Here is a 23,264-nt window from a genome sequence, read left to right as displayed (position 1 = left end):
CATGCCCAACACGCTGCAACACTATATCGACGGCCGGTGGGTCGACAGCCAGGGCGGCCGCACCATCGCCGTCATCAACCCCGCTACCGATCAAAGCGCCGCCGACCTGATCCTCGGCACGGCCCCCGATGTCGATGCGGCCGTGATCGCTGCGCGTCGCGCCTTCGAAACTTTCTCGCTGACCAGCCGCGAAGAGCGCATCGCCCTGCTTGAACGCATCATCGGCGAATATCAGAAGCGTGTCCCCGACATCGCCCACGCCATCGCCACAGAAATGGGCTGCCCCATCTCTATCGCCCAGACCGCGCAGGCTGGATCGGGCCTCGGCCATCTGGGCCAGGCGCTGGCGGCACTCAAGGAGTATGAATTCAGCGAGAAGATCGGCGGCAACCGCGTCGTGCGCGAGCCAATCGGCGTCGTCGCGCTCATCACGCCGTGGAACTGGCCGATGAACCAGATCGTCGCCAAGGTCGGGCCGGCGCTGGCGGCGGGCTGCACCATGATCCTCAAGCCCTCCGAAGAGGCGCCAAGCTGCGCCGCTATCTTCGCCGAAGTGCTGGAGGCGGCGGGCGTGCCGGCCGGCGTCTTCAATCTGGTGCAGGGCGATGGTGAAGGTGTCGGCACCGCGCTCGCGAAACATCCTGATATCGACATGGTGAGCTTCACCGGCTCGACCCGCGCCGGGATCATGGTGGCGAAGAATGCCGCCGATACGGTCAAGCGCGTCGCGCAGGAACTGGGCGGCAAGTCGCCCAACATCATATTGGAAGGCACGCCGCTGGACGTGGCGCTGCCCGGCGGCGTGGGTGGCGTGCTGCTCAACAGCGGCCAGAGCTGCGTCGCGCCGACGCGGATGCTGGTCCACCGCTCGCAACATGACGAGGCGGCGCAGAAGGTTGGCGCGCTCTTCGCCGCCAAGAAGGTCGGCGATCCGCAGGTCGAGGGCGACCATATCGGCCCGGTCGTCAGCCAGCGCCAGTGGGATCGCATCCAGAGCCTGATCCGGACCGGCATCGACGAAGGCGCCACGCTCGTCACAGGCGGCACCGGACGCCCCGAAGGGCTGGACGCCGGCAGCTATGTCCGCCCCACCGTCTTCGCCAATGTGACGCCCGACATGACGATTGCGAAGGAAGAGATTTTCGGTCCTGTCCTGGTCCTCATGCCCTATGAGGATGACGAGGACGCCATCCGCATCGCCAACGACACGCCCTATGGCCTGGGCGCCTATGTCGCGGGCGACCCGGCCCATGCCCGGAAATTCGTCAGCCGCCTGCGCGCGGGCGCAGTCTTCGTCAACGCGGGCGGCCTCGCCTTCGACATGCCCTTTGGCGGCTACAAGCAGTCGGGCAACGGCCGGGAGTTCGGCAAATATGGGCTGGAGGAATTTCTGGAGGTGAAGTCAGTCATCGGTGCGCTGCCCGAAGAGGTAGACTGACTGCACGCCCTGCCGGCGTCACGCCGACGAGAAACGGTTTCGGGTCAAGCTTTCCTCCCGGCATAGCGACGTGCGGCAATTTCAGCCCCTTCGCGCAGCAACGGACCTAGCCGCCAGAAGTCGCTGAGGTGCCCCTCATCGCCCCCCGCCTCGCGGCCCCAGCCATAGTCATGGCGCAAGCGGCCCAGATGCCCCGATTCCAGAATGGCCTGCGGATCGACGACATGCAAATGATGCTGGTCGGGATCGACATAGATGGCGTCGGATGTGCAATAAAGTTCGCACATGTAGCAGGTCTGGCACTGGTCGATCCGGGCGACGACGGGGGCGCCGTCCTTTCCCGCGTCCAATACGTGGGTTGGGCAGATCGCGACGCAATTGTTGCAGCCGTCGCATCGATCCTCGAAAATATGGGCGATCATGCGACGGCCTCGATCCTTTGGGAAACGATGTCCGTCTCGAGACGGGTCCAGACATTATCCAGCCCGCCCGTCAGCAGGCGCGCGCCAAGCGCGGGATCAAGGCCTGGCTTGTCCGTTCGCATGTGCATGCCCCGGCTTTCGGTTCGCGCCAAGGCGCTTGCGCAAACCCAGCGGGCCGCCGCGACCATTGCCGCCTGCTCGCGCAACGCGATCCGGGCGATGCCGGTCGCATAGGCATGATCGGCAATATCCCGCCACAAAAGGTCCAGGCGCGCCTTCGCGCTGCTCAGCTTGGCTTCGCTGCGCCAGAGCGCGCCATCGAAATCGATGGTGCTGGCCTGGACCGCCGGAATGACCGGCGAAAGGTCGATGGGACGGGCATCGGCGGCAGGACGCAATCCGGCGCCGCCTACTGGCCTGCCTCTGGCCGTCGCACGACTTTTCCGCTGCGATGCCGCCCTTGCCGCCGCCTGCCCAGCGATCCGTCCCGACGTCAGCGCCCACGCCGCATTTTGCGCGCCGCCGCCGCTGGTGGCTCCGGCGATCAGTTCACGCGTCGCCGCATCGCCAGCGGCATATAGCCCCTCGACACTGGTCCTGCATTTTTCGTCCACGATTTGCAGGCCGCCGGTGCCACGCACCGTACCTTCACCGAACAGGCGGATCGGAAAGCGGTTTTCGAACAGGTCGACGCCGCGCCGCTCGAAGGGCGGCATGGATGCGGGCTGTATACGGCGCAGCAATTGCTTGAGCAGAGCGGGCGCGTCGCTCAGATCGGCCAATACCGGCCCCTCGATCATCGCTGTGGCCAGAGCCTTCAAATGCGCGGCTTCACCGCTCATGGGTGGCGGCACATCCAGTTCCCGCCCCTCCTGGTCGAAGAAGCGGGCGGCAAAATAGGGAAGCGTCCGGGTCGAATTCCAGGCGGGCGAAAGGGAATAGGAAACGGAAAATTCCATGCCCGACAATGCGGCGCCGGCTTCGGCCGCCATGAGCAACCCGTCACCCGTATTGCCATGGCTCCCGATCAGGCCGGACCGGAAAGCACATCCGCCCGTCGCAAGAACCACCGATGAAGCCTGGATCGCCCAGAGCCGGTCGTCCAGCCGCGCATGCCCCGCCGCGCCCACCACGACGCCATCATGATCTACCAGCAATTCCAGCGCCGGATGATGATCGAGGATAGAGACGCCCAGATCGGCCGCAAACCGGCGCAGCGCCCGCATATATTCCGGACCGCGCACGCCCGAATAGAATGTCCCGCCGCGTCCATCGCTATCGAATGGATAATAGCCGGCCAGTTCAGGCAAGGCGCGCCATGTCTCATCGATGATGCGTGCCATCCAATCCCGCTCGGCAAGGTCGAAGGCACGGGCAAGCCGATCTTCCACGGCTTGCGCACGCTTGGCGGGATCGGGCGGCACCCACCAATGATTGGGGCCGCCAGTCGCCGTGACGCCGCTGGTGCCGACAAACCCCTTGTCCACCAGCACGACGCGTGCACCTGCGCGTGCTGCCGCCGTCGCTGCCCAGCAGGCCGCCATGCCGCCGCCGACGATCAGCACGTCGGTGGTCAGCGCCAGGACGTCATGGCCACTCATTCGGCGGCGATCGCCTGCGCGTCCTGCGATGCACGGGCATAGCGGTTTTCCGGCACTGGCAGGCCAAGATGGCCACGCAGCGTGTCGTGAGCATATTCCTTCCGAAACAATCCCCGTGCCTGCAGGATCGGGACTACCCGTTCGCGGAACAGGGCGAAGTCGCGAGGACGGGTAACGCGCAGATTGAAGCCGTCCGCCGCGCGCCCCACGAACCAGCGTTCGATCTCGCTTGCGATGGTCTCCGGCGATCCGACGAAATCCGACTTCCATTGCCCGAAGCGATAGGCGGCCTGACGCAGGGTCAGCCTTTCCTCCGTCGATATGCGGATGATCCGTTCAGCCTGCCCCTTGTAGCTGTTGAGCGTCACGCCCGACAGGTCGGGGAAGGGAGCATCCAGATCATAGGACGAGAAATCATGATAGTTGAAGGCACGGCCGACCTGGGTAAGCAGCTTGCCGATGTCGAGCGCGCCTTGGGCCGCCGTCGCGATCGACTGCGCCTCCTCGTCGGTTTCGGCGATGGTGGGGACAAGGCCCGGAAGCACCTTGATGAGGTCGGGGTTGCGGCCCAGCGCAGCGGCCCGCGCCTTCACGTCGGCATAATAGGCCCGCCCGCTTTCGAAATCCTGCGCCGCAGCGAAGGTGCCCTCGGCGATCGCCGCGCCCAGGGCACGGCCTTCGCCGCTGTCGCCTGCCTGGAAGATCACCGGCTGGCCCTGGCGCGAGCGGCTGAGCGCCAGCGGTCCGGCAACCGAAAAATGCGCGCCCTGGTGATCCAGGCGATGCTGCTTGTCCTTGTCGAGGAACCTGCCCGTCGCCCTGTCGCGCGGAAAGGCATCGTCCTCATAGCTGTCCCAGAGGCCCTGCACGATCTCCACGAACTCGCGGGCGCGGGCATAGCGCAGCTTATGGTCGAAATGCTCCTCGCGCCCATAGTTGCGCGCGGCGCCTTCCAGGCCGGTGGTCACGACATTCCATCCCGCGCGGCCCCTGCTGATATGGTCGAGCGACCCGAACTGGCGCGCGACATTATAGGGTTCCCAATAGGATGTGGTCAGCGTGCCGACCAGACCGATATGCGATGTCGATGCCGCCACCGCAGACAGCAGGGTGAGCGGCTCCAGCCGATTGAGGAAATGCGGCGCCGTGTCGGGCGTGATATAGGGAGAGTCGACGATGAAGACGAGGTCGAACTTCGCCGCTTCGGCCAGCCGCGCCTGTTCGATATACCAGCCGATATCGATGCTGGCATCGCCGGGCAGGTCGGGGTCCAGCCAACTGCTATGATCGGCTCCGACACCTTCCAATATTGCGCCGAGATGCAATTGTCTTTCTGTCTGCTCCACCACTGCCGTTCCTCGCTCAACAAGTCGGGAGTAGAATAGGGCCAGAGCGGACCGGCGAATAACGAGTGCTGCTCAAGCGCTGGTGATTTCGGCCAATGGGACCGCCATGCGCGATTGGGGCGCTCCGGATATGGCCGCGGCTGGCTGCCGCATGGCTGCAACCCCGCCCGCAAAGCCGATCGCGCGGCATCGGGCAATGACAGTTTGACTTCAACCGTGCGCGATCAGAATCCTGAATCCCGCAACGCCCTTTCTATCGTTTCCCGCACGCTCGTCGGCGCGAAAGGAAAGGACCGGAGAAAATCCCGGCCGCTGAAATCTGGCTCCATCTGCCGGATAAACAGAAGCCAGCGACGGGCGCTTTCGGCCTGGCCGGCCATGAAGGTGGATATGGCGGCGATGACGGCAATATGCTTGTGAGCGCCCGGCGAGCGCGCGGCGCGCTCGGCCAGCGATGCCGCCTGTTCATAATCTCCCTGTATCAACCTGCTGAGCGCACAGGTTGCGATCATCGCATATCGCAGCGGATCAAGAGGACTGAGCGCCAGGGCGAGCAGGGCATTTTCTTCCCCCTCGACGGCCGCCCCGGCAAGCGTCTTCGCCCATGCCTTGCTGTATACGGCCTGCGCATAGCTCGGACTGATCCTCGTGGCCTGCTCCAGCCAATCGATGCTGCTGTCCAGATCGCCGTTCAGCCATTGGGATCGGCCCATGTTGAAGTGGCAGAAAGGGTCCAGCCGATCCAGTTGCACGGCCCTTTCCGCCAGCCTTTGGGCGACTTCCGCTTCCGATGCATGATCGGCGCGATAGCGCAGAAAGGCGTTCTGGAAATGGGTGAAGGACTTGCCCGCACAGGCACGCGCGAAATCCGGGTTCACCCCCAGAGCCAGGTCGAACATGCGGCCAGCCATGTCATTGTCGGCCCGATTGAACCGGAACATATGGTCCAGCCCGACATGATAGGCCGACCATGCGCTCATCTGTCCCATGTCCTGGCAGCGGACGCGCTGGGCCTCGTTCTGCGCGATGCCGATCTCCAGCGCGGCGATCATATTGGCCAGAATTTCGCGCCGGATCGCGTGGATATTGGCGACGTCATCTTCATATCGCCCCGCCCAGACGATGCCCCCACTCTCGGTTTCGACAAGGTCCGCCAGGCATGAGATGCCATTGCCCGAAAAGGTGACGCTTCCGGTCAGGCAATAGCGCACGCCAAGGGCTCTTCCCAGTTGAGGGAAATCCGTCTGGTCATGACGAAAGCGGAAGGATGATCCGCGCGCTATGACGAAGAGCCATCTAAGGCGCGCAAGGTCGGCAATGAGTTCGTCGGCGAGTGCGTCGGCGAGGAAGGCCGCGTCGCTGGATGCACCGATCTGGCGAAATGGCAGGACGGCGATGGACGGGCGATCCCCCATCATGTGCGGGGGTCCAGCCGTCCGCCCTGCCGGGATGGGCGAAACGGTGGCCGGCGGACCAGCAAAGCCCACCTCCCCGACAAATCGGAAACCCTTGCCATGGATGGTGCGGACCAGTTGCTGCCGTTGCCCGTCATCACCGATGGCCTTGCGCGCGGATTTGATCCGGGCCGCGACTGCCGCTTCGGAGATGATGCGGTTATTCCATATCTTCTCGACAATCTCGTCCTTGCTCACCATCCGGTCCGCATTCGCAACCAGCAGCGCGAGCAGGGACAGAACCTGCGGTTCCATGTGAACGACAGCGCCGCTGTCCCGGAGTTCGAAGCGCGCCGTGTCGAGTTCGAAGCGGTCGAACAGATAGATCATGCGCCATCAGCCGATGGAATCCAGGGAATCTTCATGATTTCTCTATCCGGCCTTCAAGCGTCGCATCGCCATGCGGACTATCGTGCCTGCATCGGGGCCAACGCGGCCTCATCCATAGCATGAAGGAGAGACAAATGCCCTTGGTTACTATCGACATCATCCGGGATGTCTTCACGCCCGAAGAAAAGCGGCGGCTTATTTCCGGCGTCACCGAAGCGGTGGTCGCAGTGGAAGGAGAAGCGATGCGCCAGGTGACATGGGTCCGCATCCACGAGGTCGAACAGGGTGACTGGGGCATTGGCGGCCAGTTGCTGCACGCGGCCGACGTCCACGCACTGGCGGGCAGGATCGCCGCCTGAACCATCCCCCGGACCGGACTCCCAGCCGCGCAATGCGGTGCGGAGTCCACTGGTCGCGGACAATGAGGACGAGGAGAGGAAAGATGATGGCTTCGAAACTGATCCTGCCGCTTGCAATGGGCCTGGCGGTACCGGCGGCCGGTGGCGCGCAAGGCACGTCCCGCGTCGTGGTCAGGGCCGACGATCTCGATCTGTCACGCACTGCTGATGCCCGCAGGCTGGGCAGGCGCATCAAAATCGCGATCCGCAAAATTTGCGATCAACCTGGGACTGACCCTCTCGCGCTTTATTCGGAACGGCTTTGTCGTCGGTCCGCCATGATCGCCATCGAACCGCCCTATCGCAGGATGTAGGTTTCGCAGTTCGCGCCATGTCCTCCGTTACCGGTCCAGCTGTCAGCGAGCATTCCGATCATCAATCCAGGAAGGATCGGATGGCATTTTCCGGCGAGGCGGACAGGCGCTGGAGATCGTTGAACCATTCCACCTCGGCCGGCAACGCGGCAGGGAAGAAGAGGGACGAGAAAAGCTGACGAAAGGCAGGATTATTCCGGCCCCAGCCGGTCCGCGTCAGGGTTATCATGGCCAAGCATATTCACCTGTTCCGCCGGTTCCGTACCGCATTCCTGCGCGGTTTCGGGCAGGAATGCGCGGTGATCGGGCCGGCGGACGCGATCGGGGCCACTGTGCTGGCGCATGATCCGCTGGCGGTGGCGCTGCTCATTCTGCAGCTCGAATGGATGACCCAGGCGCATTATCTCGACTCGGTTCGCGACGATGGCGAGCTGGAGCCGCTGTTCAAGAGCCTGCTGCGCCACCACTGGATGGAAGAGGCGCAGCATGCCAGGCTCGACGCGCTGATGGTGGAAGCGCTCGGCGAAGGGCGGTCCGAAGCCCAAATTCATGCGGCCTTCGACGGCTATTGCGCGATCGGCGCCTTTCTCGATGATGGGCTGCGCGCGCAGACCGAGATGAATATCGTCGCGCTGGAGCAGCGGACCGGACGCGCCGTGCCCTCCCACATCCGTGCAGCTCTGGTCGCCCAGCAGCATCAGGCCGCACGCTGGACCTTCATCGGCTCGGGCATGGCGCATCGCAGCTTCCGTGCGAGCCTCGCGCGGCTCTCCCCCACATTGATCGGCCGGCTGGACGCCATCGCGCCGATCTATTCCTGAACCGGATTATCAAGGAGAATGACGATGAACGAGACCATCCAGATATCCGCCTCGTCCCTCAACGGTATCGATCTGTCGGCGCTTGCCGCATTTGTCGATCAGGTGAAGGCGGATCCGGCGAAAGCTGCCGTTCGCTTTCGTGTCACGACGCGCTGGTCCGGCCAGACGCGGAGCGAAACGACCGTGGAAGGCTACGAGCTTGGCGGTCAATTTATCGAGCGGCGCTTCAAGATGACCGCCGACGAGCCTTTGGACCTGCTGGGCACCGACAGCGCCCCCAATCCGCAGGAACTGCTGATGACGGCGCTGAACGCCTGCATGGCGGTGGGCTATGTGGCTCAGGCTGCAGTCCACGGCATCCAGCTCGAACGGCTGGAGATTGAAACGAGCGGCCGGCTCGATCTGCGCGGCTTCCTCGGTGTGGATGACACCGTGGCGCCCGGCTATCGCCAGCTCGACTATACGGTGCGGATCGGCGGCAACGGCACGGCGGAGCAGTTTCACGACATCCACCAGGCCGTGATGAATACCTTGCCCAATTTCTTCAACCTGAACCAACCGATCTGCATGAACGGCAGGCTGGAATTGGTCTGAGCAAATTCCGTTCGCTCCCGCCCGTTCCCAGGTGCGGGAGCGAATATGAAGCCATGGCTTCAGCACATGCACATTCTCAAATGATTATGCGATGTCCGACTGAACGGACGACGAACCGGCTTGGGCGCGTTCAGACCGTGCCTGCTCGATCCGCTCATAGGCGCCGCCCATGAGGCGCGTCACTTCCTCCTCGCTCAGCACATATTGCGGCTCATAGCTCAGACCGCGCTGGCGACTTTTCTGCCATTGGTCGACATAAAGAGCCTTGTTCGGTCCGAACACCAGATCAATATGGCGACTGAGGCTGGCTGGCCCGAACCGGGAATAGGCGGTCCGAAAGATCGAGATGTCGGCGATATGGGGACCGATCATCACCCAGACATGCCCGTGCCAGTCGGGGTTGGGCGAGCCGAAAATAACGTGGCCGTCAAAGGGCATCCGGTCGCCGAAAACCGGTTCGCCCTCGACGCACAACGTCCCGGCAACAACCTGGACGGGCGCCGTCAGCACGCGTTCGAGTTGTACGGCAAACGCTGCGCTCATCAGCGCACTGGCGTTCGGCACCAGGGGAAAGACATCCAGAAGGCGGACCGCGCATGCGGCAATCCCGGCGCGATCCGTGTCGCTCATCCCGTAGGATTTGAACGCTTTGGCGGCGGCCCAGCCATGGGTAGCGGCAACGAGTCTGCCGAGATGTACGAGGTCTTTTGCTGTCGACATTCCGCCTCCTAGCGTCGCCCCGTTGACGAAGCCAGCCCATCGCTTTCCCAAAATCGACTTGCGCGGGGGGCAATGGACGCGGAGCCTGCTCGACAGTCGCGCGACGCGCACCGGTAAGTTACACCCCTTCCAACGGGTGTCTATTACAGACGCCGATCCCAGCACAGCGCTGGTCAGCATATGCTGCGCATATTGAGCAGCCCTGGAACAACCATGCCTACCCGCCCAGCAGCAGATGCATCCGTCCGGTGGCCATTGGCCGATTCCTGTCCGCCTGCCAACAGATGGCGTCGGCATGGACGATGCGACGACCGACACGGCTGAGCCGCGCCTCCGCAAAACTGTCGATCATCAGCCCTCCGCGCAGGAAGTCGAAGCTCATGTTGATCGGCTTGGGCCGTCCGGCGGCGTCACCCCGGTCCTGCGCGATCGCGTCCAGACAGGCAAGTTCCAGCAGGCTGGCGATGACACCACCATAGAGGAAGCCCGGCCGTCCCTCCAGTTGCGCGGTCGCGGGCATCCGAAGCGCGACCATGCCTGGTTCGGCGGCCATGCTCTCGATGCCCAACATCTGCGCATAGGGCGTCCGGGCGATCATGACGTGCCGGTAAAGAAGAAACGCGCCGTCGCAAAGGCGATCCGGCTTGCCGCATCGCCATCATGCACGTCACAGCGGATGAAGGCGACCTTGTGTGTCACATGATGGCAGGTGGCGCGCGCATGCAACGCCTGCCCGGCGCGAGCCGGTCGAAGATAGTCGACATGCAGATCCAGCGTGGCCATTGGCCGCCACTGCCGCGTCCGCGCAATGATCGCCGCGCCTGCGGCCGCATCGATCAGCGAGACGATCGGTCCCGACGCTACCAGCCCAGCCTCGGGGTCCATTAGGAAGCCGGGCGCGAAAGGACAGGCCAGTTCCGCCCAGTCCGATCCCCTGTCCACCGTATATATGCCAAGCAGGGCATGATGCCCGCGCGGCGGCAGGTGTTTCAGCCGTTCGAAGGGATCTTCATCCTCCTCCATCACGCCTCGGACTTTCAGACCGACCCGCGCGGTTCGCGCGGCATGCCCAGGCCCCGTTCCGCGATCAGGTTACGCTGGATCTGATTGGTACCGCCATAGATGGTGTCGGATCGCGAGAAGAGGAACAGATTGGGCAACGTGTCCCATTCATAATCCCGATGGTCGCTTATCTCACCCTCCTGCCCCAACACGTCCATCGCCAGTTCGCCAAGGTTCCGACGCCAGCTCGCCCACTGTATCTTGTAAGTCAGCGCTGCGCCATCGATCCTTGCATGGTCCGTCTGCGACAGCATCCGCAGTGCGCCATAGCGCATCAATCGCAGGCCGATCTCGGCCTTCGCCAGGCGCTGGCGGATCAGCGGATCCCTGGCCGCGCCATTGCTCCGGGCCGCCGCGATGATCTCGTCCAGCTCGTTGCGGAACCCCATTTGCTGACCCAGCGTCGAAACGCCGCGCTCGAACGCCAACAGGCCCATGGCGATGCGCCAGCCGTCACCGACCGCACCGATCAGGCTGTCCGCAGGGCAGCGCGCGTCGGTAAAGAATGTTTCGTTGAACTCCGCATCGCCGTTGATCTGGCGAATGCCCCGAATGTCGATGCCGGGCTGATCGATCGGCATCATCAGGAAGGTCAGCCCCCTTGGTCCCTGCGATCCTTCTTCCGTGCGGGTAACAACGAAAATCCAGTCGGAAATATGGGCCAGGCTGGTCCAGATCTTCTGGCCGTTGACGATCCACTGATCGCCCTCCAGGCGCGCTTTCGTGCGCACGCTCGCCAGATCCGACCCGGCATTGGGTTCGGAAAAGCCCTGACAGAAGATGGTCTTGCCCGCCGCGATGCCGGGCAAAAAGCGCTGCTTCTGTTCTCGCGTGCCGAATGTCAGGATGGTCGGCCCTGCCAGTTCGATGCCGATATGATTAACCCGCCCCGGTACGCCTGCGCGCGCATATTCCTCGGCAAAGATCACCTGCTGCGCCAGCGTTGCATCGCGTCCACCCCATTGGCTGGGCCAGCCGATGCAGGACCAGCCATGCGCGGCGAGCTGCTGTTCCCATTCCTTGCGCCGTTCCGGGCTGCCGGTCAGCTTGGTGACACCCCTGATGTCGCGAAATTCGCCTGCCATCTGGCCGCCCAACCAGTCCGCGCATTCCTGCCGGAACAGTTCATCCTCGGGAGAAAAACCGAGTTTCATGCTGCTTCTCCCAAAATCATCGCGGCAATTTTCTCACGGTGCCAGTTGCCGCTGCCCAACATGGTCTGGAGCGATCGCGCACGCTTGAAAAAGAGGTGCGCGTCATGCTCCCAGGTGAAGCCGATGCCTCCGTGCAGCTGGATCATGTCCCCGGCGCAGCGGAAGAAGGTGTCGGCGGCGAAGCTCTTGGCGGCGTGGACTGCCATGTCCGCCTCGCCCGCTCCCTCGTCCACTGCGCAGGCAGCCCAATAAACCGCCGAGCGTGCCTGTTCGATCTCGATCATCATGTCGGCCAGCCGATGCTTATAAGCCTGGAAGGAGCCGATCGGGCGACCGAACTGAATCCGCTCCTTGGCATAGGCGACGGTGCGGTCGAGGCAGGCCTGCGCACCGCCCAGTGCTTCGGCTGCCACCACGATGAAGGCCGCACGCTGTGCCGCACCCAGCGCCGCGCCCGGATCGGGCAAGATCTCGCCCGGCGCGTTTTCCAGCATGACATGGGCGAAGGGACGGGTCTGATCCATGCTAGTCTGCGCCGTCACGGTAACGCCCGGCGCATCGGCGCGGACCATCCACATCTGGCGCATATCGGTGACGACGAAAAGATCGGCGATCGCGCCATGAGCGACGAAGCGCGATCCGCCGGTCAGCCTGCCGCCGCTCGCCAGCATCCTGTCGTCATGGAAATAGCCTGCGATCCGATCGCCTGCGATCAGCGGCGGCACCCATTGCGTCCGCTGAGCTTCGCTACCGCCCGCCGCGATCGCCTGTCCCGCCAGCGCCAGACTGCCCAGCATCGGCAAGGCCGCAACTTGGGCGCCCGCCGCTTCGGCGACGATCGCCAGTTCGACCAGGCCCAGCCCCGCGCCTTCTGCACTTTCGGGAATGCCGATACCCGACAGAGCCAGTTCCCGGCAGAAGGCACGCCACAGCGCGAGGTCGATGCCCTCGCCGGCCATCGCCCTGCGCGTACGCTCGCTCGTCGCATGTTCCGCGAAGAAGGCACGGGCCGTCTCTGCGATCATCTGTTGTTCGTCGGTAAATGCGAATTCCATCTCGGGTCGCCCTCAAATCCAATATGGGGCCTTGCCCTCGCAAGCCGTTTCGCCGCGCAGGACAAACATGATGAGCCGACCATGGGTCCAGCACATCCAGCTCCTATCATCGGCAGAACAGCAATATTATCTCGCTGAATCTTTCCGCCTGATATTGTGCTATATCATGCAAAAATCAGTTTCAAGCGATCATTTGCGTAATTTTGCAATTTATCAATTACGCATATTGCCGCCAACACCATGCCCGGCGCGGCACCTCGGTCAAATGGCGCCGTCCATCGGCGCATCGGTGATCCGCACTACCCGGTTGCTGAACTTCACCGTCCTGACCGCCAGCGATGTTTCGACATGTTGGACGCCGGGCATCTGCAATATCTGCCCCGACGCCATGGCGTGGAGATTGTCCAGATCGTCGTATAGACAAGTTGCCATGATGTTGAACGGCCCCAGCACGATCATCACGGATTTGACCAGCGGAATATGCGCGATATCACGGGCAATCCGACGCGCCTGACTCACGTCCGCCTGCACCGCGACAAAGGCGATGTTGGTCGCCTTTTCCAGTTTCAGGCCGGTTAGCGCGGTAAAGGCAATCAGCCCATCCTGCTGCAAGCGCTTGATGCGCCCCCGCACCGTGCCCTCGTTGACGCCCAGATCGCTGGCGATCTTGCGGTTGGAGACACGCGCGTCCTGCGCCAGGATAGAAATCAGCTGGTGGTCCAGCTCGTCCAGGTCGGGCCTGCTCATGCGAGCCTCCTGCTGTCGATCGGTGCAGTGTCGAGGCCATATTTGACGATGTCGAGGCCGATCGCCGGGATCATGGCGCGGACGCCGGGCACCTGCGACAATTTGTCAGCAATGAGCGGCGACAGCTCATCCATGTCGCGCAGCGTCAACAGCAGGCTGATCTCGTAACGGCCGGTGACGAGATGGACCGCAAAGACTTCGCGAAAGGCGGCCAGTTCCTCCGCCACGTCGAGCGCGGGGCGGCCGCTGACCTCTACAGCCAGATGGATGAGAACATGAAAGCCGTGGACCGCGAAGTCGGATACGGCGACAACGCGCAACATGCCCGCATCCTCCATCCGGCGGATGCGGGTCGACACGGTCGATGCGATCAGATTCAGGGACTCGGCAATCTGCTGGTTCGTCGCCCGTCCATTTTGCCGCAACTGTTCGACAATCCTGCGGTCAGTTTCATCGAACGCGAACATGTCACTCATAGACGGCTTCAATCCCTTTCCGTTGCCGGTCTTGCCAGCAAAGGGTCGGCAGGTCGAATCGAAAGCGCGTCGTGCAATGCCGACCGATCCCGCTCAACCCATCCACTCGCGGCCCAGCCGAGCAGCGCGGCCAGGAAACCGAAGGGAATGACGATGCTGAGCGCCATGCGCAGCGCAGCGGCATCATGCCCCATCATTTCGCTCAGGGCGCCCGCCGCCCATGGACCCACAAAAAAGCCGAGCAGCGTCGTCACCGCCAGAAACAGCGCCGTCGACGCCGCCCTGATACGCGGCGGCAGCATATATTGCAGGCTGGCGAGGAAACCGACCGACCAGCCGCCGCCCAGCAATCCGGCGGGGATAGCCGCCAGTCGCGCCAGAGTGAAGCTTCCCGCCCAGGTCGCGAACAGGATGGCGCAGGTCGCCGCGCCCAGCGCCAGGGCCGAAAGGCGCGCCGGCCAGACCATGCTGCGCCGTGCCAACCGGTCGGACAAGGCCCCGAACAGCAACATTCCGACCAGTCCCGATGCGCCAAAATTCAGTGCAAAGGTCGATTTTACCGCCACGGGATCAAGGCCATAGCTGCGGGTAAAAAGCTCCGGTCCCCAATAGCCGAAGGCGACCCCCGACAACACGCCAAAGCCAAAGGCGAACATCATGCAGCAATAGGCTGGACTGCGGACAAGGCGATGCGCCAATTGGCCGAAGGGTATGGCGTCGACCGGGCCTTCCCCGCCGCCGCTGCAGCGCGGTTCCCGGATCAGCAACAGCGCACAAAGACCCAGCATCAGTCCGACCGCGCCCATGCTGTAAAAGGCCATGCGCCAATCATGATGGGCAGCGATCGCGGGGCCACCCGCCTGGCCAGCAATCTGCCCGACATAGGCCGCAAGGCCCAGGATCGCGAAGGCCAGGCCACGCCGCTCGGGTCTGAAATAATCGGACAACAGCGAATAGGCTGGCGCGACGAAGGCTGCCTCCCCCACGCCGACCGCGACGCGCGCCAGAGTCAGGCCGATCGGTCCATGGGCAAGCCCGGTGGCGATCGTCGCCCCGCTCCACAGCACGCAGCCTGCCGCTATGATCTGGACGCGCGATGTGCGGTCCGCCAGTCGTGCAAAGGGCACGCCAAGGATGACATAAAGCAGAACAAAGGCCGGCCCCATCAGCATTCCGACCATCGCGTCGCCAATACCGAACTCAGCCTTGATCGGCCCGATCAGCCCGGTGATGAGGTAGCGGTCGGCATAGTTGACGATATAGATCAGCAACAGCGTCGCGAGTACGACCCAGGGATTGGATGCAGGACGCATGACCCTTCCTTCAGTCACGCAGCAGTGACCCGCCATTGACGTGCCACAGCTGTCCGTTGACCCATTCGCCATCGTCGGACGCAAGAAAGGCGACCGCCCCTGCGATATCGTCCGGCTGGCCAAGGCGGCGGTGCGGCAAGCCCTCCAGCATCGACCGGACATAATCGTCGGTCAGATGCTGGGCTACGGCTTCCGTCAGGACCAGGCCGGGGCAGATGCCATTGGCGCGGATGCCCAGCTTGCCGAATTTCCGCGCGACATGGCGGACCAGCGCATGGAGGGCATTCTTGGTCATGGGATAGGCGACCTGCAAGGGATTGCCCGAAATCGCTGCCCCCGATGACGTGTAGATCATCGCCCCGCCGCCTCGCTCGATCAGTATCGGCAGAGCCGCCTGGGTCGCGAGGAAATGGCTTTTCGCATTGATGGCGAAAGAACGATCGAGCACCTCCTCACTGCAATTGAGTATATCGATATCGCCATCGGTGCCACCCGCCAGATTTGAGTGATAGAAGTCCAGCCGACCGAACTCGGCCAGCGCAGCCTCGACTATCGCGGCCTGCGATGCGGCACTGGTTCCATCAAGCGGCACGCCGATAGCCTTGCCGCCTCCCTCGCGAATGGCATGGGCGGTTTCGCTCGCCCAGTCGCCCATGATGTCGCCGATGACGATGCAGGCGCCCTCAGCCGCCAGCCGCCGCGCCGTCGCCGCGCCAATCCCGCGCCCGCCGCCTGCGACGATCCCTGCCTTGCTTGCCAATCCTCGCATCTTATTCTCCTTGCAGCGCCGGTCGCCGGTCTTGCCACGGCGTCGCCTTTTCCAGCTGTCCAGCCAGCCGGAACAAGGTCGCCTCGTCCCCATAGCGGCCCATGAACATCACGCCGATCGGCAATCCCGTCGAAGACATAGCGAGCGGTATCGACATGGCGGGCTGCCCCGTCATGTTCGCAATCTGGGTGAAGGGCGAGAAGGCCGCCGTTCGCTGTCCCCAGGCCATGAAATCGACGTCGGGCGTCAGGTTGATCCGGCCCAGTTCCAGCGGCGGGGCCGCCAAAGTGGGCGAGAGGATCAGGTCATAACGCGCCATGAATTGCGCCATGGTGATGGCGGCGGCTTGCAGCGCATTGTTCGCGCGCACGACATCCATGCCCGCCACCTTCTCGCCATAGCCGACGAAGCCCAGCGTGATCGGCTCCAGCACATCCGGGCCGATGGCGATGCCGGTCGCCCTGGCGCGATCGAGCATGTCCGCCGCGACCGACGCGCCGATCAGCGCGAATCCCGCCGCACCGATCGCCGCCATATCCAGCTTGGGCGCGGCTTCCTCGACATGATGACCCAGACTCTCGCACAGTCTCGCGGCCTTTCGCGCGGCTTCGATGCATTCAGGATCGACCGGCGATCCCGCCGGCGCATTCAGCATCAGCGCGATGCGAAGCCGCCCCGGCGCCTTACCGACCTGCGCCAGAAAACTCTCCGCCGGCGTTGGCGCAGCGTAGCGGCTGCCCGGCTCCGGTCCCTGCGTCGCGTCGAGGATCGCCGCGGAATCCCGCACGCTGCGGGTGATGGCGTGATGGACCGACAGTCCGCCCCAGCCTTCGGTGCGGGGCGGTCCCATCGGCACGCGGCCCCTGCTGGGCTTCAGCCCGAACAGGCCGCAGCACGACGCCGGGATGCGGATCGATCCGCCGCCGTCCGTCGCATGGGCCGCCGGTAGCACGCCCGCCGCCACCGCCGCCGCCGCGCCGCCCGATGATCCGCCGGTTATATGGCCGGGATTCCACGGATTGCGCGTGTCGCCCGTCAGCTTGTTCTCGGTCGTACCGGTGAGGCCGAGTTCCGGCACTGTCGTCTTGCCGAAGATGACGAAGCCGGCCTTCTCGATCCGCCGAACCAGTTCGGACGTCACCTCAAGCTTGTAGCCCTTGAAGAAGCGGCTGCCATTCTCCGTCGGTAGCCCGGCGATATAGGTGTTCAGATCTTTGAGCAGCCAGGGCACGCCGCTGAACGGTCCCGGCGGCAAGCCCCGCGCGATCGCCGCGCGGCCATAATCATAATGTTTCTGGGCGAGGAAGTTGAAGCGCGGATTGAGCGCCTCCGCCCGACCGATCGCTGCCTCCAGCAATTCGCCGGGCGAAACCTGCCGCTTGCGCACCAGTTCCGCCAGGCCCATGGCGTCATGGCTGTCCAACGGATCGCTCTGCGTAGCCGCAACCGCCCTCGATGCGCCCACCATACCCAGTGCTGCCACGCCCGCAACGACCTCGCGGCGGGTGACGCCCGCTTCCTCTGTAATCGCCAAGGCCTCAATCCTTCACATAATAGCGCTGATAATATTTGCGGAATTGGGGGATCGGGCCGTCGCCATCGCAGATGATCGGATTGGGTTCGAACTTCTGCCGGTCCCATACAACCTTGTCCTGATCGAACTGCTTGCAGATGTCGCGAATGATTGCCTTGGCAACGCCTGCCCGTTCGCCCTCAGCCTGCGCCTTGGGCTGGGTGAAGCAGAAGCGGACGTGGACATGGTCCAGTTCGACTGGCGCCAGGCAGGCCATCAGCAAGGTTTCGGAAATGCCGGTGAAGCGCGTCCAGCTCTGCCCCGGCCCCATCGTGTCATAGCTGATCAGGCCATCGACCTCGCCCCAAGGTGTGCCCATTTTCGCCTTGACGTCCGCGCCCCGGCCCCATTCGCCCCAACGCAGTTCGCCCAGCGGCACATTGGCCGTGCCGTGGATGAAGCGGAAATGGGCGACATCCACGCCATTTTCGGCCATATTCTGGATCGAACCCCAGACATTCCATTCATGCACCTCGAAATCGGTCCAGTCGGGATCGCTCGCCTCCGGCAACACGGCGACGTCGAACAAAGGCGCTTCATCCTGTGGATGATACCAGGCCCAAATCCAGCGATTGACTTCGCTGATATGCCAGTTGCGGGTACATTTGCGCTTCACCTGTGGCGGGATGACGCGGGCATACGGAATATCCCTGACCGCTGCCTCATCGCCATCATAACGCCAGGCGTGAAAGGGGCATTCCAGCAGATTGCCATGCACCTTGCCGCCATGGCCCATATGCGCGCCCAAATGCTTGCAATAGGCATCGAGCATGCGCACCTTGCCATCCTCTCCGCGCCAGATGGCGAGGTCTTTCGAAAAATAGCGCAGCGGCTTCACCTCTCCCACCGAAAGTTCGGACGAGAGCAGGACCGGATACCAGCCAAAGGGAATGCCGATGTCGAGATTGCGTTCCTGAATGGAAGCGCGACCTTCCACCTCGGCCAACCGCCAGTCGGACAGATCCTGTCCTTTCAGTTTTTCGAGGATCTGCCAGACGGCGACGGGAGGCGTGCGCGCGTCGGTCGCGGCTTGCGGTTCGATCATGGAAACTCTCCGTCCAGTTATTTGAGGTCAAAGACCTTGAGCGCGTTCTCGCGCAGGAATTTCGGCCAGACATGCCCCTTGAACGGGACATTCTCCATATCGCTGAAGATGCGTTCGAGGCTGAGGCCCATCGGGAAATAGCCGGCATAGATGATCTTGTCTGCGCCTCGCGTATTGGCGTAGTCGATGATCGCCTTGGGATAATGTTTGGGTGCGAAGGCGCTGGTCGAATAATAGAGGTTCGGCCATTTCAGCATCAGCTTGACCGCCAGCTCTTCCCACGGCTCCGCGCCATGACGCATCACGACCTTCAGATCGGGGAAGAACCAGCAGACCTCGTCCAGATGTTCGACCCTCTGCGTCTCCATCGGAATACGCGGCCCCGGTATCCCGGCGTTAAGCAACACCGGCAGCCCCAGCTCCGCCGCGCAGGCATAGAGGGGGAACATATATTTATGATTGATCGCCACCTGTGGCAGCGTGCCCGCCGGAAAGATGCTGATCGCGGACAGGCCGACCTCCGCATGAATGCGTCTGATACGACGCACTTCGTCCATGCCGCGGTTCGGGTCGCATGGCAGATCGAAGAAGAAGCGATCGCCGAACATTTCCTTAGCGCGGTAAGATGTCGCATTGTCGTTCCATCCGACCAGCGCCTTGTCGATACCATATTGATCCATCTGATCGACGGTCCAGCTCACGAAATCGTCGGCCTTGCCGGTCTGCGGAATGTCCTTGAACATATACTGCGCCGGCATGGCGAATTGCTGGAGCGTCTGCTGATCCTTGATGAGCGGGCGGAAAGGCGCGAACCATTCGGAGCGGTCTTCGGCCTCCGGAATGCCCAGCATGCAATCGATAATCTTGATATCCTTGGGCATCCCCATGGAAAACTCTCCTGTCAGCTATTGGGAAAGAGCTGCGGCCACAGGGCACGCAACGCCACCTTGTCGATCTTCTCGGCTTGATTGCGCGGCAATGGGCCGCGCAGAAAGGCGACATGGGCTGGCGCCTTGTAACGCGCCAGCCGCTCCGCCACCCAGTCAATGATTGCGCGTGCGTCGAGGCCGTCGGCTTGCACCACGGCGACCAGCAATTCACCCATCCGATCGTCCGCGATGCCGAAGGTCGCGCATTCGATGATCTGCGGCATTTCACTGAGAACGCGTTCGACTTCAGCGCAATAGATATTCTCGCCGCCGGAAATGACCATATCCTTCGCCCGGTCGACGATGAAGATATAGCCATCTTCATCCTGATAACCGATATCCCCTGTGCGCAGCCAACCGTCGGGCGTGAAGCTGTTGGCTGTATCCTCGGGACGGTTCCAGTAACCGCTCATGACCATGGCGCTGCGCACAACGATCTCGCCGGTTTCACCCGCACCACAAATGGCGCCATCGGGCCTTTCGATCCGCAGATCGACGAGCGGAAGAACCCGACCCGCCGATGCGCGCGCGCGCAGGAAATCCGCGCCCACCGCCTGCGCAATCGCGCCCGATGTTTCGGTCATGCCATAGCCGACCCCCATCATCGCATGGGGGCACAGTGCCCGCACCTCTTCCAGCAGGTTGAGCGGCAGCGCCTGCCCGCCCGACCCGATATTGCGCACCGAGCCAAGGTCCGCATCGATCTGCCGCGCATGATTGACCATGTCCCACAGCATGGTGGGCACGGTCGCGAGTTGCGTTATCTTTTCACGCTCGATCAGACGCACCGCTTCCTGCGCGTCCCAGCGGCGCATCACGACGATCTTGCCACCGGACAGAAGAGGCGCGAGGAAGCCAGCGCCCAGCCCGGAAATATGAAAGAGTGGCGCGACCAGTAGCAGGGCCTGCGCGGGTAGCTGCGCCATCACCTCGTCGACCGACAGGCCATGTTGCAGCGCCATATTATGCATCACCATCGATCCGGTGAGCTGCGTGCCGAGCAAGCCGGTTATGACGGCGCGATGGGACAATATGGCACCCTTCACCCGCCCGGTCGTGCCGGAGGTAAAGAGGATAGCGCAGGGATCGTTGGGACCAGCTGCCTGACCATTTTCCCGCGCCACGCCGGTCTCTGCCAAGGGCCCAGTGATGTCCAACAAGGGGCCACCATAGCCGCCCTCGCGGATCAGCGCCGCACGGTCGCCATCGGCCAGGATGAGCGTGGGCATGACTTCCCCGATCATAGCGACGAGTTCGGCGGAAGACCCTCGGCTATTGAGCAGTACGGCGACACCCCCGGCCCGAATGACAGCGAGGAACGCAACCATCCATTCCGCCCGGTTGCGCGTGCAGATGGCGACACGGTCGCCGCGCCGGATATTTACATGGCCGATCATCCGGTCGCGCCACGCGAACACCTCCGCAAAACTCAGCCGTCGCTCGCCCTGCGGTCCATCGAAGTCGACGATGGCAGTCCGGTCGCCGAAACGGCGCGCCGTTTCGACCAATTGACTGAGATCGGACGGCGCTTTGACAAAAAAACGCATCCCGTCCTGCTCTCCGATTTCAAAGGGCGTGCCCGGTGCAGTAACGGCGGCGAAAATGGGATCAATCTTGCTCATGACTTCCCCGGATCAATAAACGGCGGCGGGATTTTTCGGCCGGGGACTGCCCAGCATCTCGCGATAGGAAGCACGATCCCGGCCGCGGTCGCGCACGCCTAGTTCACGTGCGATTTCCGCACCGATCAATGTCTGCCCCGACAAGGCATCACGGTCAGGCGACCGGTCGATCGCGTCGATAATATGCGCTGTAAATTCGGGATTTTCCGCACTTTCGATGAACGTTTCATATTGTTCAGGATGGGTTTCACGCGCAATAAGCGACCGCTCCGTTATCAAGGGACCCATCCAGATCGACACCGCGATCACGCCTGTTCCGCGCAGATCATGCTCCATATCATGGGCAAATTTGTCGATGCCCGCCTTCTGCGCGCCGTAGGCCGGCCCATGCATGTAGCAGGAGCTGCCAAAAGACGACCCGAACGCGATGACACCGCTCTCTTTCGGCACCATCATCTGCGCTGCATGCCAGCTTGCTACATAGGCTGAGCGCAGGCCGACGTCGAGAATGCGAACCGCATCCAAGTCCTTTTCCCAGAACGGCTTTTTTTCGATCAATTGATCATGGATGAAAGTGGCATTGTTGACGAGAATGTCGAGCTGGCCCGTCTCCGCCTGAACTTGTGCGAACAGTGCGGCCACTTGCGCATCGTCGCAATGGTCGCAGATCACCGGCACGCCCCTACCCCCGGCTGCATCGACTGCCGCAGCGGTCTCTGCAACGGTGCCGGGCAGGATAGTCCCATCCCACCCCCGTGCATGGCCGATCCGGACAGACCGACCGGTAACATAGACGGTGTAACCCAGTTCGCCGAAGCCGACGGCCATGCCGCGTCCAGCGCCCCGGCTGGCCCCAGTGACCAGAGCCACCTTCGATCCGGACATCCCAATTCCTTCGATTCGTATTCTGTTCTCGATGACACGACTCTATTCTTCCATATGCGGAATTCAATAGGAAAGTTTTTACGCATTTTTTGGAAAGTCCCGCACCAAGAAGCACAGCACGCGCTTTACGTCCCAGAGGATAAAAATCGGCTATAAATACATATATTAGCGAAATATTCTGAGATATAGCCGCAACATCAACCGGAATGATGCACTCTCGGGAAAAGTGATATCGATATCCGCGACGATGCATATTCGTAATTTATAATTTTACAAATTACGCATTTTCAACAATCCTGAAAGCATGGCGCCCGGCAGACGAGAATGCCGGCGCTTTCATCGCATGGAGAGGTTGAAGAGCGAATGACTCAGGATTTCGAAGGACGCGTCGCCATCATTACCGGCGGCAGCGATGGCATCGGGCTGGCCACTGCCTCCTTGCTAGCTCATCGCGGCGCGCAGGTTGTGATCTGCGGACGCAGGCAAGCCTTGCTCGACCGCGCGCGAGACATGATCGAATCAAATGGCGGCAGGGTCGACGCCATCCAGCTTGACGTATCCGACGACGCAGCGCTCACCGCCATGATCGAAAAGGTCGCTCACAGCCATGGTCGGCTCGACATGCTGGTAAACAATGCGATGTCGACCCATTATGCACCGATCAGTAGGTTGACGCTGGACCATTGGCGCAAGGACTTTGCCGTCAACGCCGATGCTGCCTTCGTCAGCACCAAGGCGGCAATGAAAATAATGGCTGCGGCCGGCCGTGGCGCCATCGTCAATATAGCCTCTACCTGCGGCATTCGCGCCACCGTCAATATGGCGAGCTATTCGGCGTCAAAGGCCGCTCTGGTGCACTTCACCGCCGTAGCGGCAATGGAAGGCGCGCCGCTGGGAATTCGCGTCAATGCCATCATACCCGGACAGGTTCAAACGGCGGGAACGGAAGAATTCTCAGCCCGCACACCGGACGTCGCGGCGCGGACCACTGATGCCATTCCCATGGGCCGGGGAGGCCAGCCCGATGAACTGGCACAGGCCATCGTCTTCATGCTCTCCGATGCCGCAAGCTATATCACCGGCACAGCGCTACCGGTCGATGGGGGCAAGGCGGCACAACTTTACATGCCGGCCTAAGCCAAGCGATCAGCCTGCAAAAGCAAACGCGAGGATCGGAATCTTTTTATAGAATTTTC

General features: G+C 62.6%; 25 protein-coding genes. 6 read left to right on the top strand and 19 right to left on the bottom strand.

The features are described from left to right. Position 1: 1 nt before the first annotated feature. The gene (locus DM806_RS10820; protein WP_179043237.1) at positions 2–1,438 is read left to right on the top strand and encodes an aldehyde dehydrogenase family protein; all 1,437 of its coding nucleotides are present in this window, start codon (positions 2–4) and stop codon (positions 1,436–1,438) included. A gap of 44 nt (positions 1,439–1,482) precedes the next feature. On the opposite strand, the gene DM806_RS10815 is transcribed toward DM806_RS10820, so the two are convergent. The 4 genes from DM806_RS10815 to DM806_RS10800 all read right to left on the bottom strand — a co-directional run bounded on the left by DM806_RS10815 (position 1,483) and on the right by DM806_RS10800 (position 6,591). After that, entirely contained in the window at positions 1,483–1,860 is a 378-nt protein-coding gene (locus DM806_RS10815; protein ID WP_179043236.1) for a 4Fe-4S dicluster domain-containing protein, read from the bottom strand. Then, positions 1,857–3,461: an FAD-dependent oxidoreductase gene (locus DM806_RS10810; protein WP_179043235.1), complete on the bottom strand. Its 1,605-nt coding sequence runs from the start codon at positions 3,459–3,461 to the stop codon at positions 1,857–1,859. The genes DM806_RS10815 and DM806_RS10810 overlap by 4 nt, the downstream gene beginning before the upstream one ends. After that, entirely contained in the window at positions 3,458–4,810 is a 1,353-nt protein-coding gene (locus DM806_RS10805) for an LLM class flavin-dependent oxidoreductase (protein ID WP_372859488.1), read from the bottom strand. The genes DM806_RS10810 and DM806_RS10805 overlap by 4 nt, the downstream gene beginning before the upstream one ends. Before the next feature lie 221 nt (positions 4,811–5,031). Further along, positions 5,032–6,591 (bottom strand): winged helix-turn-helix domain-containing tetratricopeptide repeat protein, encoded by a 1,560-nt coding sequence (locus DM806_RS10800; protein WP_179043234.1) that lies wholly within the window; start codon positions 6,589–6,591, stop codon positions 5,032–5,034. A 134-nt stretch (positions 6,592–6,725) separates the two neighbouring features. On the opposite strand from DM806_RS10800, the gene DM806_RS10795 reads away from it, so the two are divergent. Both DM806_RS10795 and DM806_RS10790 read left to right on the top strand, forming a co-directional pair. Next, positions 6,726–6,950: a tautomerase family protein gene (locus DM806_RS10795; RefSeq protein ID WP_179043233.1), complete on the top strand. Its 225-nt coding sequence runs from the start codon at positions 6,726–6,728 to the stop codon at positions 6,948–6,950. Between the two features lie 83 nt (positions 6,951–7,033). Further along, the gene (locus tag DM806_RS10790) at positions 7,034–7,303 is read left to right on the top strand and encodes a UrcA family protein (protein ID WP_179043232.1); all 270 of its coding nucleotides are present in this window, start codon (positions 7,034–7,036) and stop codon (positions 7,301–7,303) included. A gap of 61 nt (positions 7,304–7,364) precedes the next feature. On the opposite strand, the gene DM806_RS10785 is transcribed toward DM806_RS10790, so the two are convergent. Further along, complete coding sequence (locus DM806_RS10785; protein WP_179043231.1) at positions 7,365–7,538, bottom strand: hypothetical protein; 174 nt, start codon at positions 7,536–7,538, stop codon at positions 7,365–7,367. On the opposite strand from DM806_RS10785, the gene DM806_RS10780 reads away from it, so the two are divergent. Together DM806_RS10780 and DM806_RS10775 are read left to right on the top strand one after the other, a co-directional pair. Continuing rightward, complete coding sequence (locus DM806_RS10780) at positions 7,531–8,124, top strand: hypothetical protein (protein WP_179043230.1); 594 nt, start codon at positions 7,531–7,533, stop codon at positions 8,122–8,124. The genes DM806_RS10785 and DM806_RS10780 overlap by 8 nt on opposite strands. 24 nt (positions 8,125–8,148) lie before the next feature. Beyond that, positions 8,149–8,718, top strand: coding sequence for an OsmC family protein (locus tag DM806_RS10775; protein ID WP_179043229.1), 570 nt, complete (start codon positions 8,149–8,151; stop codon positions 8,716–8,718). Between the two features lie 84 nt (positions 8,719–8,802). Here DM806_RS10775 and DM806_RS10770 read toward each other — a convergent pair whose 3' ends face one another. The 14 genes from DM806_RS10770 to DM806_RS10705 form a co-directional block, all read right to left on the bottom strand. Further along, on the bottom strand, positions 8,803–9,438 hold the full coding sequence (locus tag DM806_RS10770) for a hypothetical protein (RefSeq protein ID WP_179043228.1): 636 nt from the start codon (positions 9,436–9,438) through the stop codon (positions 8,803–8,805). Between the two features lie 217 nt (positions 9,439–9,655). Next, complete coding sequence (locus tag DM806_RS10765) at positions 9,656–10,036, bottom strand: PaaI family thioesterase (protein ID WP_179043227.1); 381 nt, start codon at positions 10,034–10,036, stop codon at positions 9,656–9,658. Continuing rightward, positions 10,033–10,461 (bottom strand): PaaI family thioesterase, encoded by a 429-nt coding sequence (locus tag DM806_RS10760; RefSeq protein ID WP_179043226.1) that lies wholly within the window; start codon positions 10,459–10,461, stop codon positions 10,033–10,035. The genes DM806_RS10765 and DM806_RS10760 overlap by 4 nt, the downstream gene beginning before the upstream one ends. 14 nt (positions 10,462–10,475) lie before the next feature. Continuing rightward, positions 10,476–11,654: an acyl-CoA dehydrogenase family protein gene (locus DM806_RS10755; RefSeq protein WP_179043225.1), complete on the bottom strand. Its 1,179-nt coding sequence runs from the start codon at positions 11,652–11,654 to the stop codon at positions 10,476–10,478. After that, entirely contained in the window at positions 11,651–12,709 is a 1,059-nt protein-coding gene (locus tag DM806_RS10750) for an acyl-CoA dehydrogenase family protein (RefSeq protein ID WP_179043224.1), read from the bottom strand. The genes DM806_RS10755 and DM806_RS10750 overlap by 4 nt, the downstream gene beginning before the upstream one ends. A gap of 261 nt (positions 12,710–12,970) precedes the next feature. Further along, positions 12,971–13,456 carry an Lrp/AsnC family transcriptional regulator gene (locus DM806_RS10745; RefSeq protein ID WP_179043223.1) on the bottom strand — a complete coding sequence of 162 codons (486 nt, stop codon included), beginning with the start codon at positions 13,454–13,456 and terminating at the stop codon, positions 12,971–12,973. After that, positions 13,453–13,932 carry an Lrp/AsnC family transcriptional regulator gene (locus DM806_RS10740; protein WP_256869232.1) on the bottom strand — a complete coding sequence of 160 codons (480 nt, stop codon included), beginning with the start codon at positions 13,930–13,932 and terminating at the stop codon, positions 13,453–13,455. The genes DM806_RS10745 and DM806_RS10740 overlap by 4 nt, the downstream gene beginning before the upstream one ends. An 8-nt stretch (positions 13,933–13,940) precedes the next feature. Next, positions 13,941–15,245: a spinster family MFS transporter gene (locus DM806_RS10735; protein WP_179043222.1), complete on the bottom strand. Its 1,305-nt coding sequence runs from the start codon at positions 15,243–15,245 to the stop codon at positions 13,941–13,943. A gap of 10 nt (positions 15,246–15,255) precedes the next feature. Beyond that, a complete protein-coding gene (locus DM806_RS10730; protein ID WP_179043221.1) occupies positions 15,256–16,014 on the bottom strand; it encodes an SDR family NAD(P)-dependent oxidoreductase in 759 nt (252 codons plus the stop codon). A 1-nt stretch (position 16,015) separates the two neighbouring features. Next, positions 16,016–17,548, bottom strand: coding sequence for an amidase (locus DM806_RS10725; protein WP_256869231.1), 1,533 nt, complete (start codon positions 17,546–17,548; stop codon positions 16,016–16,018). Positions 17,549–17,552: 4 nt separating this feature from the next. Beyond that, positions 17,553–18,632, bottom strand: a complete 1,080-nt coding sequence (locus tag DM806_RS10720; protein WP_179043220.1) for a Rieske 2Fe-2S domain-containing protein — start codon at positions 18,630–18,632, stop codon at positions 17,553–17,555. Between the two features lie 17 nt (positions 18,633–18,649). Continuing rightward, positions 18,650–19,519 carry an amidohydrolase family protein gene (locus tag DM806_RS10715; RefSeq protein WP_179043219.1) on the bottom strand — a complete coding sequence of 290 codons (870 nt, stop codon included), beginning with the start codon at positions 19,517–19,519 and terminating at the stop codon, positions 18,650–18,652. Between the two features lie 14 nt (positions 19,520–19,533). Next, positions 19,534–21,183, bottom strand: coding sequence for a class I adenylate-forming enzyme family protein (locus tag DM806_RS10710; RefSeq protein ID WP_179043218.1), 1,650 nt, complete (start codon positions 21,181–21,183; stop codon positions 19,534–19,536). A gap of 12 nt (positions 21,184–21,195) precedes the next feature. After that, the gene (locus DM806_RS10705) at positions 21,196–22,068 is read right to left on the bottom strand and encodes an SDR family NAD(P)-dependent oxidoreductase (protein WP_179043217.1); all 873 of its coding nucleotides are present in this window, start codon (positions 22,066–22,068) and stop codon (positions 21,196–21,198) included. Between the two features lie 363 nt (positions 22,069–22,431). Here DM806_RS10705 and DM806_RS10700 point away from each other — a divergent pair, with 363 nt between their 5' ends. After that, a complete protein-coding gene (locus DM806_RS10700; protein ID WP_179043216.1) occupies positions 22,432–23,205 on the top strand; it encodes an SDR family NAD(P)-dependent oxidoreductase in 774 nt (257 codons plus the stop codon). Positions 23,206–23,264 lie beyond the last annotated feature (59 nt).

The sequence above is a fragment of the Sphingobium lactosutens genome (assembly GCF_013393185.1).
GTDB lineage: Bacteria > Pseudomonadota > Alphaproteobacteria > Sphingomonadales > Sphingomonadaceae > Sphingobium > Sphingobium lactosutens_A.
This window is presented reverse-complemented; position numbering and strand designations above follow the sequence as displayed.

Coding starts and splice junctions, on each gene's coding strand:
- DM806_RS10815 (WP_179043236.1), bottom strand. CDS start 1,860: ATGATCGCCCATATTTTCGAGGATCGATGCGACGGCTGCAACAATTGC.
- DM806_RS10760 (WP_179043226.1), bottom strand. CDS start 10,461: ATGGAGGAGGATGAAGATCCCTTCGAACGGCTGAAACACCTGCCGCCG.
- DM806_RS10750 (WP_179043224.1), bottom strand. CDS start 12,709: ATGGAATTCGCATTTACCGACGAACAACAGATGATCGCAGAGACGGCC.
- DM806_RS10730 (WP_179043221.1), bottom strand. CDS start 16,014: ATGCGAGGATTGGCAAGCAAGGCAGGGATCGTCGCAGGCGGCGGGCGC.
- DM806_RS10795 (WP_179043233.1), top strand. CDS start 6,726: ATGCCCTTGGTTACTATCGACATCATCCGGGATGTCTTCACGCCCGAA.
- DM806_RS10780 (WP_179043230.1), top strand. CDS start 7,531: ATGGCCAAGCATATTCACCTGTTCCGCCGGTTCCGTACCGCATTCCTG.
- DM806_RS10765 (WP_179043227.1), bottom strand. CDS start 10,036: ATGATCGCCCGGACGCCCTATGCGCAGATGTTGGGCATCGAGAGCATG.
- DM806_RS10735 (WP_179043222.1), bottom strand. CDS start 15,245: ATGCGTCCTGCATCCAATCCCTGGGTCGTACTCGCGACGCTGTTGCTG.
- DM806_RS10740 (WP_256869232.1), bottom strand. CDS start 13,932: ATGAGTGACATGTTCGCGTTCGATGAAACTGACCGCAGGATTGTCGAA.
- DM806_RS10755 (WP_179043225.1), bottom strand. CDS start 11,654: ATGAAACTCGGTTTTTCTCCCGAGGATGAACTGTTCCGGCAGGAATGC.
- DM806_RS10715 (WP_179043219.1), bottom strand. CDS start 19,519: ATGGGGATGCCCAAGGATATCAAGATTATCGATTGCATGCTGGGCATT.
- DM806_RS10705 (WP_179043217.1), bottom strand. CDS start 22,068: ATGTCCGGATCGAAGGTGGCTCTGGTCACTGGGGCCAGCCGGGGCGCT.
- DM806_RS10775 (WP_179043229.1), top strand. CDS start 8,149: ATGAACGAGACCATCCAGATATCCGCCTCGTCCCTCAACGGTATCGAT.
- DM806_RS10800 (WP_179043234.1), bottom strand. CDS start 6,591: ATGATCTATCTGTTCGACCGCTTCGAACTCGACACGGCGCGCTTCGAA.
- DM806_RS10720 (WP_179043220.1), bottom strand. CDS start 18,632: ATGATCGAACCGCAAGCCGCGACCGACGCGCGCACGCCTCCCGTCGCC.
- DM806_RS10700 (WP_179043216.1), top strand. CDS start 22,432: ATGACTCAGGATTTCGAAGGACGCGTCGCCATCATTACCGGCGGCAGC.
- DM806_RS10790 (WP_179043232.1), top strand. CDS start 7,034: ATGATGGCTTCGAAACTGATCCTGCCGCTTGCAATGGGCCTGGCGGTA.
- DM806_RS10770 (WP_179043228.1), bottom strand. CDS start 9,438: ATGTCGACAGCAAAAGACCTCGTACATCTCGGCAGACTCGTTGCCGCT.
- DM806_RS10710 (WP_179043218.1), bottom strand. CDS start 21,183: ATGAGCAAGATTGATCCCATTTTCGCCGCCGTTACTGCACCGGGCACG.
- DM806_RS10810 (WP_179043235.1), bottom strand. CDS start 3,461: ATGAGTGGCCATGACGTCCTGGCGCTGACCACCGACGTGCTGATCGTC.
- DM806_RS10745 (WP_179043223.1), bottom strand. CDS start 13,456: ATGAGCAGGCCCGACCTGGACGAGCTGGACCACCAGCTGATTTCTATC.
- DM806_RS10820 (WP_179043237.1), top strand. CDS start 2: ATGCCCAACACGCTGCAACACTATATCGACGGCCGGTGGGTCGACAGC.